This is a genomic window from Umezawaea endophytica, from assembly GCF_025061645.1.
GTDB classification, from domain to species: Bacteria; Actinomycetota; Actinomycetes; order Mycobacteriales; family Pseudonocardiaceae; genus Umezawaea; species Umezawaea endophytica.
The window spans coordinates 120,123-134,581 of the sequence record NZ_JANYMP010000016.1 but is presented as its reverse complement, the minus strand read 5'-3'; the positions used below and the strand labels follow the sequence as shown (position 1 = coordinate 134,581).

General features: G+C 72.2%; 14 protein-coding genes. 6 read left to right on the top strand and 8 right to left on the bottom strand.

Translation table 11 applies throughout. The features are described 5' to 3' along the window. Nucleotides 1-22: 22 nt before the first annotated feature. Nucleotides 23-2,032: a transglutaminase TgpA family protein gene (locus NZH93_RS29760; protein WP_259626551.1), complete on the top strand. Its 2,010-nt coding sequence runs from the start codon at nucleotides 23-25 to the stop codon at nucleotides 2,030-2,032. A 1-nt stretch (nucleotide 2,033) separates the two neighbouring features. Here NZH93_RS29760 and NZH93_RS29755 read toward each other — a convergent pair whose 3' ends face one another. Continuing rightward, nucleotides 2,034-2,162: a hypothetical protein gene (locus NZH93_RS29755; RefSeq protein ID WP_259626550.1), complete on the bottom strand. Its 129-nt coding sequence runs from the start codon at nucleotides 2,160-2,162 to the stop codon at nucleotides 2,034-2,036. 99 nt (nucleotides 2,163-2,261) lie between these two features. On the opposite strand from NZH93_RS29755, the gene NZH93_RS29750 reads away from it, so the two are divergent. Continuing rightward, a complete protein-coding gene (locus tag NZH93_RS29750; RefSeq protein ID WP_259626549.1) occupies nucleotides 2,262-2,450 on the top strand; it encodes a DUF3072 domain-containing protein in 189 nt (62 codons plus the stop codon). Nucleotides 2,451-2,452: 2 nt separating this feature from the next. Here the strand turns inward: NZH93_RS29750 and NZH93_RS29745 are convergent, their stop codons facing one another. Genes NZH93_RS29745 through NZH93_RS50865 form a run of 4 tightly spaced genes read right to left on the bottom strand, consistent with a single transcriptional unit; the run spans nucleotide 2,453 to nucleotide 6,778 of the window. After that, nucleotides 2,453-4,291, bottom strand: a complete 1,839-nt coding sequence (locus NZH93_RS29745; RefSeq protein WP_259626548.1) for a serine/threonine-protein kinase — start codon at nucleotides 4,289-4,291, stop codon at nucleotides 2,453-2,455. Further along, nucleotides 4,281-4,733 (bottom strand): winged helix-turn-helix transcriptional regulator, encoded by a 453-nt coding sequence (locus NZH93_RS29740; RefSeq protein WP_259626547.1) that lies wholly within the window; start codon nucleotides 4,731-4,733, stop codon nucleotides 4,281-4,283. Before NZH93_RS29740 ends, NZH93_RS29745 begins: the two co-directional genes overlap by 11 nt. A 3-nt stretch (nucleotides 4,734-4,736) precedes the next feature. Next, nucleotides 4,737-5,687: an LLM class F420-dependent oxidoreductase gene (locus tag NZH93_RS29735; RefSeq protein ID WP_259626546.1), complete on the bottom strand. Its 951-nt coding sequence runs from the start codon at nucleotides 5,685-5,687 to the stop codon at nucleotides 4,737-4,739. Further along, nucleotides 5,684-6,778 carry an acyl-CoA dehydrogenase family protein gene (locus NZH93_RS50865; protein WP_259626545.1) on the bottom strand — a complete coding sequence of 365 codons (1,095 nt, stop codon included), beginning with the start codon at nucleotides 6,776-6,778 and terminating at the stop codon, nucleotides 5,684-5,686. The genes NZH93_RS29735 and NZH93_RS50865 overlap by 4 nt, the downstream gene beginning before the upstream one ends. 387 nt (nucleotides 6,779-7,165) lie before the next feature. Between NZH93_RS50865 and NZH93_RS29725 the strand changes: the two genes are divergently transcribed. From NZH93_RS29725 to NZH93_RS29710, 4 genes are all read left to right on the top strand, one after another. Beyond that, a complete protein-coding gene (locus tag NZH93_RS29725; RefSeq protein WP_259626544.1) occupies nucleotides 7,166-8,242 on the top strand; it encodes a quaternary amine ABC transporter ATP-binding protein in 1,077 nt (358 codons plus the stop codon). After that, on the top strand, nucleotides 8,242-10,212 hold the full coding sequence (locus tag NZH93_RS29720) for an ABC transporter permease subunit (RefSeq protein ID WP_259626543.1): 1,971 nt from the start codon (nucleotides 8,242-8,244) through the stop codon (nucleotides 10,210-10,212). The genes NZH93_RS29725 and NZH93_RS29720 overlap by 1 nt, the downstream gene beginning before the upstream one ends. 50 nt (nucleotides 10,213-10,262) lie before the next feature. Next, complete coding sequence (locus NZH93_RS29715) at nucleotides 10,263-11,246, top strand: ABC transporter substrate-binding protein (protein WP_259626542.1); 984 nt, start codon at nucleotides 10,263-10,265, stop codon at nucleotides 11,244-11,246. A gap of 83 nt (nucleotides 11,247-11,329) precedes the next feature. After that, nucleotides 11,330-12,157, top strand: coding sequence for a lytic polysaccharide monooxygenase auxiliary activity family 9 protein (locus NZH93_RS29710; RefSeq protein WP_259626541.1), 828 nt, complete (start codon nucleotides 11,330-11,332; stop codon nucleotides 12,155-12,157). Between the two features lie 140 nt (nucleotides 12,158-12,297). Here NZH93_RS29710 and NZH93_RS29705 read toward each other — a convergent pair whose 3' ends face one another. The 3 genes from NZH93_RS29705 to NZH93_RS29695 form a co-directional block, all read right to left on the bottom strand. Continuing rightward, nucleotides 12,298-12,903 (bottom strand): DUF4360 domain-containing protein, encoded by a 606-nt coding sequence (locus tag NZH93_RS29705; protein ID WP_259626644.1) that lies wholly within the window; start codon nucleotides 12,901-12,903, stop codon nucleotides 12,298-12,300. Between the two features lie 123 nt (nucleotides 12,904-13,026). After that, entirely contained in the window at nucleotides 13,027-13,653 is a 627-nt protein-coding gene (locus tag NZH93_RS29700; RefSeq protein WP_259626540.1) for a DUF4360 domain-containing protein, read from the bottom strand. Between the two features lie 181 nt (nucleotides 13,654-13,834). After that, entirely contained in the window at nucleotides 13,835-14,458 is a 624-nt protein-coding gene (locus NZH93_RS29695; protein WP_259626539.1) for an alpha-ketoglutarate-dependent dioxygenase AlkB, read from the bottom strand. Nucleotide 14,459: the final 1 nt, after the last annotated feature.

Sequence of the window (14,459 nt, the reverse complement as noted above, 5' to 3'; positions counted from 1 at the left end):
TCGGAGACTTGGTGGTGGCGCGATGAGGCTCGCGTGGTCGGCGTTGGTGGTGCTGGTGGCCGCCGTGCACCTCGGTGCGGGGTGGCAGGGAGTGGTGCCGCGGCTGGTGTTCGCGGGGGCGGTGCTGGTCGCGTTCGCGTGCCTGCCGGTGATCCGGCGGGCGAAGGTGTCCGTGGTGCCGGTGCTGGGGTTCGCCCTGACGGGCGCGTACCTCGTGGCGCGGTCGGACGGCACCGCGCCGGTGTCGGTGCTGCTGGACCTGCTGCCGCGGCTGCTGAGCGCCGCCCGTCCCGCGCCCGCGACGCCGACGCTGCTGGTGCCCGGCGCGCTGCTGGTGTTCCTGGTGGCGCTGGGCGTGGCGATGGCGAGGTCGTTGTTCGCGCCCGTGCTGGGTGCGGCCGTGCTGTACACCGCGACGGCGCTGCTGACGACGGGTCGGGCCGACCCGCACGGCGTGGTCGCGCTGGCGCTGGTGCTGCTGGTCGTCCTGGGATGGCTGCTGGTCGACCGGCGCGAGTCGGGGCGGCCGATCCCGGTCGGACGGCCCGCGGCCGTGCTCGGCGTGCTGGGGGCGGTGACGTTGACGGCGTCCGTCCTGCCCGCGGCACAGGCGTTCGAGCCGCGGGAGCTGGTCCGGCCGCCGATCTCGAACGTGGCGGTGACGAGTCCGTTGCCGCGCCTGGCCTTCTGGGCCGGGATCGGGGACACGGAACTGCTGCGGGTGCGCGGTCCGGAACGGCCGCTGCGGCTCGTGGCCCTCGGCGACTACAACGGGGCGACCTGGCGGGCGGCGTCGCTGTACGGGCCGATCGGCGCGGTCGCCGAGCCGGACCTGCCGCCGGGCGCTCGGGTGGCGGAGTCGACGATCGACGTGACGGTCGGCGCGCTGGGCGGCACGTGGCTGCCCGCCGTCGGCAGGCCGACCGCCGTCAGCCTGGACGGCGCCGCCGTGGACACGGACTCGGGGTCCCTCGTGCTGCCGGGCGAGCTGTCGGCCGGGCTGCGGTACGAGATGAGCGGCACGGTGGACACGCCGGACGACCAGGACCTCGTGAAGGCGTCGGTGCCGACCGGGTCGGCGGCGCGGAGGTACGTGGCGCTGCCCGGCCTGCCGTTCTCGCTGGCGGAGTACGCGCGCAAGTCAGTAGCGGGTGCGAAGACCCCGTACGAGCAGGCCGTGGCGATCGAGCAGGTGGTCCGGTTGGGGCGCAAGCCCGACGTGGAGGCGCCGGTCGGGTCGTCGTACGCGCGGCTGGAGACGTTCCTGTTCGGCGCGGAGGGCCAGTCGGGCGCGAACGCGGGCACGGCGGAGCAGTTCGCGTCGGCGTTCGCCGTCCTGGGCCGCGCGGTGGGCCTGCCGACCCGTGTGGTCGTGGGGTTCCAGCCGGTGCCGGAGGGGCCGGACGGCGTCCGGGTCGTGCGGGGGAGCGACGCGACGGCGTGGCCCGAGGTGTACTTCTCCGGTTGGGGCTGGGTGCCGTTCGACCCGGTGTCGGGTACCGGTTCCGGGCCGAGCCCGGCGTCGAAGCGCGAGGTGCTCGACCGGCTGGCGTCCGTGACCGCGACGCCGACCACGCCGCAGTCCGCGCCCCCGCCGCCCCCACTGGTGCAGCCCGCGGCACCGGTCGCCGCGCCACCCGCGGAGCAGACGGGCGCGCGGCTCCTGCTGCTCGCGATCCCGCTGGTGCCGCTGGCCCTGCTGCTGTCGTTGCGCGGTGGCCGCCGACTGCGCCTGAGGCGCGCGGGTGCTCCCGGCGCGTGGGCGTACGTGCTGGACTCGCTGCAACTGGCGGGCCGCACGCCCCGCCGTGACCGGGCGGCGCCGGACATCGCGCGGGACGTGGCCGCGGTCGCCCCGGCCGCCGTGCCGCTGGCCGAGCTGGCCGACCGGGCGGCGTTCGGCCCGACGCCGACGCGCGACCCGGAGGCGTGGAAGCTGGCCGTGGAGGTGCGGAAGGGCCTGCGGCGCGTGGTGCCGTGGTACCGACGCCTGTTCTGGTCGGTCGATCCCCGGCCCCTGCGCCGCCGCTGACCTACTCGGGGTCCTCCACCGCGGGTTCGAGCAGCTCCGGCTGCTCCTGGCTGTTCTCGTCGGCCTGCTGGTCGGGCTCGGCGACCTCGTTCTCGCCGAGCCGGGGGTCTGGCGCGTAGGGGGCGGTCATGCGTCCGGGGTACACCGCGGGCGCGTTCCGCACACCTGGTGTTTGCCGCTCGGCGGCCTCGGGTACCGCGAACAGGTGTTCGAGCGTAAGGAGAGCGCCATGACCGGAACGCCGGAGAAGGACCTGGACGAGTGGACGACCGGTGACGAGCCCATGACCGGCCCGCAGGAGTCCTACCTGCACACCCTCGCGCGGGAAGCGGGGGAGGACGTGCCGGAGGAGCTGACCAAGGCGCAGGCGTCGCAGCTCATCGACCGGTTGCAGCAGGAGACCGGCCGCGGCGCCTGAGGTCAGCCGCTCGTCGTGCAGGTGCGCGGGGAGGCGCCGCGCTGCGCGTTCGGGTCGTCCAGGCCGATGGCGATGACCTGGAAGCAGTAGCGGCGGGAGGTGTCGAGGCCTTCCAGCACGTGGGTCGTGGTGCCCGCCGTGACGGTGACCAGCGGTTCGGGCTTCTTGCCGGTCACGTCGACCAGCACGAACTGGGCCTTGCCTAGGCTGGGGTCGGACCAGTCCAGCTCGACGCTGGTCGGGCCGAGGACCTCGACGCGGTTGAGGGCCGGTGAGAACCTCGGGTCGCCGCCCGGCGGGACGCTCGCGCTGGTGGGCGGTTCCGTCGTGGTCGGCGGCGCGGAGGTCGTCGTCGAGGCGGGGGACGGTGCTCCCCGCGTGTCCATCCGCTCGCCGGTGAGGGCGATGCCCAGCACGGCCCCGCCGATGACCGCGACCACCGCGAGCGGGATGAGCCAGCGCGGGCGGGTCCCGGTGCGGCTCTTCGGCGGTGGCGGTCCGCGGTCGTCGAGGGGCGCCAGGAACGTGGGCTGGGTGTTGGGCTCGCCGGGGAGGACGGCGACCTGGACCGGTGGCGCGGCAGGCCTCGGCGCCGGGGCCGGTCGATCCGCGTGGGCCGTGGGGTCGTCGAAGTCGAAGTCCGTGGTGCGCGCGGCCGGTGGTGGGCTCGGCTCGGCCTCCGGGGTGGGCTCGTCCGGGCGCGGGCTGTAGTCCTGCACCGGGGGAGGCGGTCCGTCCGACGTCGTCGGGCGGGGCCCGAAGTCGGGGGTCTCGGGTTCGGGCTCGTGGTGGCGGACGGTCAGGTCGGCGAGCTGGTCGGCCCACGTCTTCGGCTCCTCGGGAGCCGGTGCCGGGGCGGGTGCCTCCTCGACCGGGCGCGGGCCGAAGTCCGGCAGCGCGGTCGGGCCCTCGGGGTAGACCTGGGGCGGGGCGAGGGGGAGCACGGCCCTGGTGCTGTCCGGGTCCACAGTGGACGGCGTCGGGGCCCAGGCGGTGTCGACGGCGGCCAGCGCCGTCCGCAGGGAGGCGGCGTCGGGGAACCGGTCCTCGCGCGCCTTCGCCAGGCAGCGTTCGATGATCGACACCAGGACCGGCGGCACGTCCGGGCGGGTCAGCTTCCTCGGCTGCGCCGAGCGGACCCGGCCGAGGTAGCCCAGCATCGAGTCGGAGTCGTCCGCCGCGAACGGCGGCGCGCCGTCCAGCAGGGTGAACAGCGTCGAGCCGAGCGACCAGACGTCGTCGGTGGCGGCGGGCTTCTCGCCGTCCACCATCTGCGGGGCCGCGTGGCGGTAGCTGACCAGTTGCAGCGACGCGGAGTGGCCCGCGTCGACCGCCCGCGCGATGCCGAAGTCCGCCAGCACGTACGACGTGGGCAGCACCAGGATGTTCTGCGGCTTCACGTCGCGGTGCAGCACGCCCTGGCCGTGCGCGAACGCCAGCGCGTCCGCGACGGCGATGCCCGCGGCGACCACCTCGGTCACCGGCAGCGGTCCCCGCGCGCGGAGCCGGTCGTGCAGCGAGCCGAGGTCGTGGAACTCCATGACGATGCACGGCCTGCCGCGCACCACACCGGTGTCCAGCACCGTGACGATGTGCGGGTGCTGCCTGCCGAGCCGGACAGTGATCTCCAGTTCGCGGCGGAACCGCGCGAGCGTGGAGTCGTCCTGCGCTTCGAGCACCTTCACCGCGACGTCCCGGCCGAGGCCGTCCTGGCGGGCGCGGTACACGGTGCCCTCACCGCCCTGGGCGACCAGCCGGAAGCCGCTGTAGCCCGCGAGCGCGATCCCCGTCGGCGCGGTCGGTTTCGGCGCCCACGCCATCAGCTCGTCGTCAGTCGACACCCTTCGATCCTACGACGGCTTCGGGGGTCACCGAGGCCGTCGTGATCTCCCCGTGGCAGTGCGCGCACACCAGCAGCGCGTCGACGACCGAGCCGCACGCGTCGTGGCGCAGGGCGATGGGGGGTCCGGCCGGTCCGGACAGGTGCGCGTCACCCCACTTCATCAGCGCGACGATCGCCGGGAACAGGTCGCGGCCGCGATCGGTGAGCCGGTACTCGTGGTGGTCCTCGTGCGGCACGCGGTCCAGCAGACCGGCGTCGACGAGCGTCCGCAGGCGCGCGGACAGCGTGGGCCTCGGGACGCCGAGGTTCCGGCTCAGCTCGCCGAACCGGCGCACCCCGAAGAACGCCTCGCGCAGGATCAGCAGCGTCCAGCGCTCACCGACCAGCGCGAGGGCCCGCCCGACGGAGTCGGCGTCGAACCGCTGCGGGAGGTCGTGCACGGCTCACCCCACCGCGGCCAGGACCCGGCGCCCGGCCGGATCGTCGGCGGTCGACGGCGCCACGCCGACGTGGTCGGCGCCCGCGCGGTGGTACTCGGCGATCCGCTCCCGCACCGCGGCGGCCGACCCGAGCGCGCACACCGCGTCCAGCAAAGCCCGCGGTACGGCCAACTCCCGCCGCGGCACCCCCGCTTTCGCCTGCGCCACCAGCGTTCCGTGCCCGAGTTCGGTGAACATCTCGGCGTAGCCGGGTGCCCGCAGGTACAGCGCGAGCTGTTCGGACACCTGGCGGAGCGCGTTCGGCCCCGGATCCACCGCGGCCGTGACCCAGACGGCCAGCCGGGGCGCGGCGCGGCCCGCCTTGGCCGCGTGCCCGTCCACGACCTCCCGCACCCGTGCCACCTGCTCCGGTGTCACCAGGTTCAGCACGACCTCGTCCGCCTCCTCGGCGGCGACCCGGAGCATCGCGGGCCCGAAGGCGGCCACGGACACCTCGGCCCCCGGCACCGGCTCGCGCAGCCGGAACCCGTGCGACCGGACGTGCGCGCCGTCGACCGAGAGCCGCTCGCCGCCCAGCAGCGAACGCACCGCTCGGACCGCCTCCCGCATCCTCGGCGCGGCCCCGGCCCACGGCCGGTCGTGCCACCCGGCCACGATCGCCGGGCTGGACGCGCCCAGCGCCAGGTCCACCTGCCGCCCGGTCAGCGCCACCACCGACGAGACCCCGAGCGCGAGCGCCACCGGACCGCGGACCCCGGCGGCCAGCGGTCCGACCCGCAACCGGATGTCCTTGGTGCGCAAGCCGATCGCGGTCGCCAACGCGAACGCGTCGAACGTCGCCATCTCCCCGACCCACACCGTCCCGAACCCCAGCCGGTCGGCCTCGACCGCGATCTCCACGGCCTCGCCGTCCGGCCGGTCCAGCCAGTACGGCAGCACGACCCCCGTGCTCACAACTGCTCCGTCCGCGTGGGCAGGCCCAGCAGCAGCCGCCCGCTCAACTCGTAGCTGGCCGGGTTGACCTGGAAGTGCGCGGTGGCCGTGTGCGCGTCCCGGAAACGCCGCTGCAACGGCGAACCGGCGTAGATCGCCGACCCCGCGCCGAGGTCGTACATGGACGTCACCACCGACGCCGCCGTTCGGGTCGCGTGCGTGGCCGCCAGCCGCAACCCGACCCGAGCGGCGATCCCGTCCTCCGGCTCCCGCCACGCGTGGTCGACCGCGTCGAACACCAGCAGCCGAGCCGCCCGCAACGCCGCTTCCGCCTCGGCGACGGCGGCCTGCGTCTGCCCCCGCTCGGCCAGCGACTTGCTGGACCCGAGCGCCTTCTTGTCCACGGCCAGTGCCGTCAGGTCGTCGATGGCGCCGCGGGCGTTCCCCAGCGCCGCCACCGCGATCGACAGCGCGAAGAACCCGAAGATCGGGAACCGGTAGAGCGCCCCGCCGTGCACCGGCCCGTCGAGCACCGACAGCACGCGGTGGTCGGGCACGAACACCTCGCGCGCCGCGGTGTCGTGGCTGCCTGTGCCCCGCAACCCGTTCGTGTGCCAGGTGTCCAGCACCTCGACCTCGGTCTTGGGCAGCGCCACGACCCTCAGCACCGCGCCGTCGAGCACGCACCCGGCGAACAGCCAGTCGGCGTGCGGGATCCCGCTGCAGAACGGCCACTGCCCGGACACCACCACCCCGCCGTTGACGGTCGTGGCCCGGCCCCGCGGGGCCCACACCCCGGCCGCCACGACGTCGGGCGGCCCGAACACCTCCCGCGCCCCCTCGGCGGGCAGGTACGCGGCGAGCAGGCTGCTGGTGGCGGCGATCGACACGCACCACCCGGCCGACGCGTCACCCCGCGCCACGGCTTCGGCCGACCGCAGTATCGCCTCCGGCGGGAGTTCCGGACCGCCGAGGTCCGCGGGCACCCCGGCCCGCAGCAGCCCGCTCTCCCGCAACGCGGCCAGCACCTCGGGCGCCAGCGCTCGCCGCGCCTCCGTCTCGGGCGCGAACTCCCGCGCCACGTCGGCTACGGCCACGGCGGACTCGATCACGGTGCCTCCAGCACTCCGGACGGTGGTTCAAAATCTTTACCTCCCAGTTCAGCCCGAGTCAAGGCGGCCTCGACCAGTCGAGACAGCGGCCCGCGCGGCACGTCTCGGCGCGCGTCGTCCCGTCGTCGTCGATCACCGAGGTCACGAGAGGTGGGAAGACCGGATCGGCCGACGTCTCAACGGGTTCGATCAAGGATTCGACCATCCACAGTGGACTGGTCGCGGTCGAACCCGGCGCTCAGGGGTGTATCGGCGGAATGGTCGCGGCGTTAAAGTCGCGAGACCGGGGCGACTTGACCTTGACGGGGCTGCTACCAGGGTCAATGCTGTCGCGCATCCAGAAACGATGTGCGCGATCCGCAACAAGGCGCACGGTTTGGAGCGTAGGTGACGGCCCAAGAAGTCGAGGTCGATCCGGTCGGAGCGGGGCAGCCCGACCCGGTCATCTCTGTTCGGGATGTGTGGAAGGTGTTCGGCCCCAAGGCCTCGGAGGTCCCGAAGTCGCCCGAGCTGTGCGCGCTGTCGCGCCGGGAGCTGATGGACCGCACCGGGTGCACGGCCGCGGTGCGCGACGTGGGGTTCGACGTGGCGCCCGGCGAGGTGTTCGTGGTGATGGGACTGTCCGGGTCCGGCAAGTCCACCCTCGTGCGGTGCCTCACGCGGCTCGTCGAGCCGACGTCGGGCCAGGTGCTGTTCGAGGGCGAGGACATCCTCGCGGCCGACGAGAAGCGGCTGCGGGACCTGCGCCGCAACAAGTTCTCCATGGTGTTCCAGCACTTCGGCCTGCTGCCGCACCGGAGGGTGCTGGACAACATCTCCTACGGCCTGGAGATCCGCGGCGTCGGCAAGGCCGAACGCGCGAAGCGGGCCATGGAGGTCGTCGACCTGGTCGGCCTCAGCGGCTACGAGAAGTCCTACCCGGACCAGCTCTCCGGCGGCATGCAGCAGCGCGTCGGACTGGCCAGGGCGCTCGCGGGCGACCCGGACGTGCTGCTGTTCGACGAGCCGTTCTCCGCGCTCGACCCGCTGATCCGCCGGGACATGCAGAACGAGGTCGTCCGGCTGCACCGCGAGGTCGGCAAGACGATGCTGTTCATCACCCACGACCTGTCCGAGGCGCTGAAGCTCGGCGACCGCATCCTGATCATGCGCGACGGCAAGGTCGTGCAGGTCGGCACCGGTGACGAGCTGGTCGGCGCGCCGGTGGACGACTACGTGCGCGACTTCGTCCGGGACGTGCCGCGCGCCAACGTGCTGACGCTCAAGTGGATCATGCGCGACCCGCGTCCCGACGACGTCCTCGACGGTCCCGAACTCGGGCCGGACGTGGTCGTGCGCGACGCCACCCGCGCGGTGCTCGCCGCGGCGGCGCCGGTCAAGGTGGTGCGGGACGGCGAACTGCTCGGCATCGTCGGCGACGAGGAGATCCTCGCCGTCGTGGCGGGGCAGGAGGCGGACGCCTGATGGCCGCCGTCGCGGTGTCCGGAGTGGACTTCCGCCGCCCGAGCCGCGGTGTGGTCGTCGCGCTCATCCTGGCCCTGTGGCTGGCCCTGTGGGCCGTGCTCAAGGGGCTGCACACGCTCGCGCTCGGCCCGGCCCAGCTCACGCCGCTGCACCAGGGCCTCAACGACCTCAACGACGCCATCGGCGCGAGCCGCAACACCAACCCGCTGTTCCTGTACTTCTTCAACGAGATCCGGCTCGTCATCGACGAGTTCGTGATCCTCGTCCAGTCGTTGATCGCGCAGCCCGCGTTCGGCAGGCCGCTGCCGCTGATCGGCTGGCTCGGCGTCGTCGCGCTGGCCGCCTTCGTCTCCTACGCCGCGGGCGGCTTCCGGGTGGCGCTGCTCGCCGCCGCCGGGTTCACCTTCCTCGGCTTGCAGGGCCTGTGGCAGGAGAGCATGGACACGCTCGCGCTGACGCTCTCCGCCGTGCTCATCGCGCTGCTCTTCGGCATCCCGATCGGCATCTGGGCCGGGCTGTCCGACCGCTTCGCCAAGATCATCACGCCGGTGCTCGACTTCATGCAGACCATGCCGACGTTCGTGTACCTCGCGCCGCTGACGCTGTTCTTCCTCATCGGCCCGGCGTCGGCGACGATCGCGACGCTGATCTACGCGGCCCCGCCCGCGATCCGGCTCACCGCCCACGGCATCCGCAACGTCCCCGGCGACACCGTGGAGGCCAGCGAGTCGCTCGGCGCCACCCGCGCGCAGACGCTGGGCAAGGTCCTGCTGCCCACGGCGAAGCGCACGATCATCCTGGGCGTCAACCAGACGATGATGGCCGCGCTGTCCATGGTCACCATCGCCGCCCTGATCGACGCGCCCGGCCTCGGCAAGACCGTGATCAAGGCGCTCCAGACGCTCGACGTCGGCACGGCGTTCAACGCGGGCCTGGCGATCGTCGTGCTGGCGATCGTGCTCGACCGCGTCACGACGGCGGCGGGCACGCGCGTCGAACGCGCCCGGCAGAACCGCAACCCGTTGGCCGCCAAGGTCCGCACCGGCGGGCTGATCGGCGGGGGAGCGCTCACGGCCGTCGCGATCTGGCTGTCCTACACCTACGTCTGGGCGGCGGAGTTCCCATCGGACGGGGAGATCGGCGGTTCCATCGCCAAGGGCGTCGCCACCGCCACGGACTGGGTGCAGGGCAACCTGTCCGGGATCACCAACGGTGTCAAGGACTTCGCGACCCTGGTCCTCGTCGACCCGTTGCAGTCGGTGCTGACCGGCTCGCCGTGGTGGCTCGTCGCCGCCGCGGTCGTCGCGATCTCCGTGGTGCTGGGCGGGGTCCGGGCCGCCATCGGCTCGGCGGTGTGCCTTGGTCTGCTGGTCGCGACCGGCCTGTGGCAGGACGCCATGGCCACGCTCGCGTCCACGCTCGTCGCGACCGCCGCCGTGATGGTGCTCGGCGTCGTCGTTGGCGTGTGGATGGGCCGCAGCTCCCACGCCGACCGGTTCATCCGGCCGGTGCTCGACGCGGCGCAGACCATGCCCGCGTTCGTCTACCTGGTGCCGTTCCTCGCGCTGTTCGCGGCGAGCCGGTTCACCGCCATCGTCGCGGCCGTCGTGTTCGCCGCGCCGGTCGCGATCAAGATCGTCGCCGACGGCGTCCGCGCGGTGTCGCCGACGACGGTCGAGGCCGCCACCGCTTCCGGGTCGAGCGCGTGGCAGACCATCACCAAGGTGCAGTTGCCGATGGCGCGGCAGGCACTGGTCCTCGCGACCAACCAGGGGCTCATCTACGTGCTGTCGATGGTCGTCGTCGGCGGGCTGGTCGGCGCGGGAGCGCTCGGCTACGACGTGGTGGCCGGGTTCTCGCAGGGACAGCTCTACGGCAAGGGACTCGCGGCGGGGTTGGCCATCGTCGTGCTCGGGGTGCTGCTCGACCGCCTCACGCGCGCCGCCGCCGCCCGGACCGGCCGGGCGTGACCCAGTGGACGCGCCACCTTCGAGGTGGCGGAACGAGGAGGTTCGATCACGTGGTTCGGAACGGGAAGACCGGCGTGCGCGGAGCGGGCGTCGTGCTCGCCTGCGCGCTCGCGCTGGCAGGCTGCGGCGGCGCCAAGGTCGGTGACACCGGCAGTGCGCAGTCCGGGTCCACCGGCGACTGCGGGACCTTCACCATCGCGATCAACCCGTGGGTCGGCTACGAGGCCAACGCCGCGGTGCTCGCCGAGGTCGCCGAGAAGGAACTCGGCTGCAAGGTCACCAAGAAGGACCTGAAGGAAGAGGTCGCCTGGCAGGGCTTCGGCACCGGCGAGGTCGACGCGGTCGTCGAGAACTGGGGGCACGACGACCTGAAGAAGAAGTACATCGAGGAGCAGAAGACGGCCGTGTCGGCGGGCTCGACCGGTGTCGAGGGGCAGATCGGCTGGTACGTCCCGCCGTGGCTCGCGGAGAAGTACCCGGACATCACCGACTGGAACAACCTCAACAAGTACGCCGACCTGTTCAAGACGTCGGAGTCCGGCGACAAGGGCCAGTTGCTCGACGGCGACCCCTCGTTCGTCACCAACGACGAGGCGCTGGTCAAGAACCTGAACCTCAACTTCAAGGTCGTCTACGGCGGCAGCGAGACCGCGCTCATCCAGGCGTTCAAGCAGGCCGAGGAGAAGAAGACGCCGCTCATCGGCTACTTCTACTCGCCGCAGTGGCTGCTGTCGCAGGTCAAGCTGGTCAAGGTGAAGCTGCCCCCGTACGCGGCGGGCTGCGACGCCGTCGCCGAGGCCATCGCGTGCGACTACCCGGACTACGACCTGGACAAGATCGTCAGCAAGAAGTTCGCCGACGCCAACGGGCCCGCGTTCCAGCTCGTGAAGAACTTCACCTGGACGAACGAGGACCAGAACCTGGTCGCGAAGTACATCGCCGAGGACAAGATGTCCGCCGACGCGGCGGCCAAGAAGTGGGTCGGCGACAACGCCGACAAGGTCAAGGCCTGGCTGCCGGGAGGGGCCAAGTAAGACCGGCCTCCCGAGTTCGCTTGAACGTTCGCCGACCGTCGTCCGTATCCCCCCGTGGAGGTGGACGAGTGCGGACTCGGGCGATGTTGGTGTCTGCGGTCGCGGTCCTGTTCACGGTTCTCGCCGTCGGGACCGCGGCCGCGCACGGTTCGGTGGTGTCCCCGGTGAGTCGAGCCGCCGCGTGCGGTGCCGACGGCGCCCAACCCCCTCCGGTGGCGTGCAAGGCGGCGCTGTCCGCCAGCGGCCCCAAGGCTTCCGCGGAGTGGGACAACATCCGGATCGCCAACGTGCGGGGCCGCGACCGCCAGGTCGTCCCGGACGGCAAGCTGTGCAGCGCCGGGCTCCGCGAGTACGCCGGGCTCGACCTGGCCCGCGCCGACTGGCCCACGAGCACCCTCGACGTCTCCGCCCCCGCGCGGATCACCTACCGGGCGACCATCCCGCACAAGGGCACGTTCCGGCTGTACCTGAGCAAGGACGGCTACCGCCCGGAGGCCGCGCTGCGCTGGGCGGACGTCGAGGAGCAGCCGTTCCTCACGGTCACCGACCCGCCGCTGGTCAAGGACTCGTACGTGCTGAACGGGAAGCTCCCCGAGGGCAAGACCGGCAGGCGGGTCATCTACACGATCTGGCAGAACTCCGACACCCCGGACACCTACTACTCGTGCTCCGACGTGACGCTGGTCGCCAAGGCCGCGGCGGGTACCCAGCCCGCCGCCGAGGCGGCGGCCGATCCGGGCACCCCGAGGCCCGGCGCCCCGAACCCCGACGCGGCGCAGGCCGCGGGCACCCCCGAGGTCGACCGGCTCGCGTCGATCGCCTCCAACAACAAGGTGCTGATCCCCGCGGGCGTCGTCGTGGTCGGTGTCCTGCTGGTGGCGGCGGCCCTGTTCTGGCGCCGCCGCGCATAGACGTTCTGGCGAGCCCGCACCGGTGGCACAACGACGTGCCGCCGGTGCGGGGTTTAACTTCTGCTCCACTGTGGACAGTTCCCGCGCGGCACGAAGGAGCCCCCGCCCGCCCGGAGGCTTGCGGGGGCTCCCTCAGCCTGTCAGGGGCAGGGCTTCCAGGCGAAATGATACGTCGTCTCGATCGTGCCGTCGGTGGAGTCCATGGCCATGAAGCTGGTCGTCCTCGTGGGGTCGGAGGTCCCCGCGTTGACGCGCAGCTCCGTGTTGATGTTGAAGTTGCGCCGCTCACCGCACGGCGAGTAGACGATCGCGGCCACCTCGGTGGTGTCCGTCGCCTGCCAGTCGTCGCTGAACGGCCCGCTGTAGGTGTGGGACTTGTAGGCGGTGGGCGACATGCCCTGGAAGTAGTAGTTGGCCCTCTCCGTGCCGCTCGCCCCTCTCTCCAGGTGGGCGAAGCCGCGGTAGTCGGCCTGCGCGATGCCGTAGGTGAAGCCCTGCGGCACGTTGACCCGCAGGTTGAGCTGGCAGTTCTTCCGGAAGTCGGTGGGCAGGGCACCCACGCCGACCTGGGCGAGGAAGTCGCTGTAGGTCACCGTGAACGCCTTGTTGTCCGGCGAGACGGCCACCGCCGCCGTGCCCGCCGGGCAGCCCGACCCGTTGACCGTCACGACGTCGATCGTGATGTGGTCCGGTGGGGGAGTGGTGCCCGGTGCGCCGCCGGGTGGGAACGTGATGGCGAGGGTCATGAAGGCAGCCGTGATCGCACTGAGCATGGGTGCACCTTTCTAATGCGGTCAACCGTGATTGGCGGCGCGGGTGAAAACGTTCTAGAGGGAGATGAAAACGTTCCTAGTCGACCGAAAACAATTTCAGGGGCACCGTTTCCACGAGAAGTGGAATGTGGTCTTGACGCTGCCGTCGGTCGAATCCATCGCCATGAAGCTCGTCGTTTTCGAGATGTCCGACGTGCCCGCGCTGACGCGCAATTCGGTGTTGACGTTGAAGATGCGCTGCTCGCCGCAGGGGGCGTAGACGATCTGTGCGACCTCCGTCTTGTCGGTCGCCTGCCAGTAGTCGCTGAGCGGTCCGCTGAACGGGTGGGTGGCCCCCGTCGACGGGGATCCGGAGAAGTAGTAGTTCGCCTTCTCCGTGCCCTTCGCTCCCGCCACGAGGTGGGCGAAGCCGCGGTAGTCGGCCTGTGCGATGCCGTAGGTGAAGCCCTGCGGGTAGTTCACCCGAAGGCTGAGCTGGCAGTTCTTCCGGAAGTCGGTCGGGCTCGCCCCCACGCCGATCTGCGCGAGGAAGTCGCTGTAGGTCACGGTGAACGCGGTGTTGTCCGCTGCCGCGGCCACGGCCGCGGTGCCCGCCGGGCACCCGGAGCCGTTGACCGTGACGACGGTGACCGTGATCCGGTCGTCCGGTGGTGAATCGGCGGCTTCGGCAGGTGCCACGACCGTCGATAAAGCCATGACGGCAGCAGCCATCGCAGTGAGCATGGGGATACCCTTTCCGATACCTCGACCTGATGGCGGCGCAGGATTCGAACGGTAGCGCAAGGCGGTTCCGCGAGCACCAGGCTGGATGGAGTAAAAATTTCCGCGCAATTTACTTAGCCGAAGCAAGCGGCTGCGGTTGGAGTTTCACCGGTTGTTCGCGAAAAATGTTCTACGAACGTTTTCAGCGCACGCCGCGCGGGCGGAACTGGACGCTGACGCGCGGGCCGACCGGCTTCGCGGTCTTCGGGATGGCGTGCTCCCACGTCCGCTGGCACGAGCCGCCCATGACGATCAGGTCGCCGTGGCCCAGCGCGTGCCGCACGACCTCGCCGCCGCCGCGGGGGCGCAGCAGCAGGGCGCGCGGGGCGCCGACGGAGACGATCGCGACCATCGTGTCGTCGGTGGCGCCGCGGCCGATCGTGTCGCCGTGCCACGCCACGCTGTCGCGCCCGTCGCGGTAGTAGCACAGGCCCGCGGTGCGGAACGGCTCGCCGAGTTCGGCGGCGTAGTGCTCGCTCAGCGCGGCGCGGGCGGCGGTCAGCACGGGGTGCGGCAGCGGCACGCGCTCGTCGTAGAAGCAGAGCAGGCGCGGCACGTCCACGACCCGGTCGTACATCTGCCGCCGCTCGGCCACCCACGGCACGGTCTCGGCCAGTTCGGTGAACAGGTCGGTCGCCCCGGTGAGCCAGCCCGGCCGCACGTCGACCCACGCCCCGGCGGCCAGTTCGGTCCGGCGCACGGTCAGCTCGCGGAGTCCGATGGCCTCCGCGTCGTCGAACAGCGACGCCTGCACGGGTACCGACATG

Coding starts and splice junctions, on each gene's coding strand:
- NZH93_RS29760 (WP_259626551.1), top strand. CDS start 23: ATGAGGCTCGCGTGGTCGGCGTTGGTGGTGCTGGTGGCCGCCGTGCAC.
- NZH93_RS29755 (WP_259626550.1), bottom strand. CDS start 2,162: ATGACCGCCCCCTACGCGCCAGACCCCCGGCTCGGCGAGAACGAGGTC.
- NZH93_RS29750 (WP_259626549.1), top strand. CDS start 2,262: ATGACCGGAACGCCGGAGAAGGACCTGGACGAGTGGACGACCGGTGAC.
- NZH93_RS29720 (WP_259626543.1), top strand. CDS start 8,242: ATGGCCGCCGTCGCGGTGTCCGGAGTGGACTTCCGCCGCCCGAGCCGC.
- NZH93_RS29710 (WP_259626541.1), top strand. CDS start 11,330: ATGTTGGTGTCTGCGGTCGCGGTCCTGTTCACGGTTCTCGCCGTCGGG.
- NZH93_RS29705 (WP_259626644.1), bottom strand. CDS start 12,903: ATGACCCTCGCCATCACGTTCCCACCCGGCGGCGCACCGGGCACCACT.
- NZH93_RS29700 (WP_259626540.1), bottom strand. CDS start 13,653: ATGCTCACTGCGATGGCTGCTGCCGTCATGGCTTTATCGACGGTCGTG.
- NZH93_RS29695 (WP_259626539.1), bottom strand. CDS start 14,458: ATGTCGGTACCCGTGCAGGCGTCGCTGTTCGACGACGCGGAGGCCATC.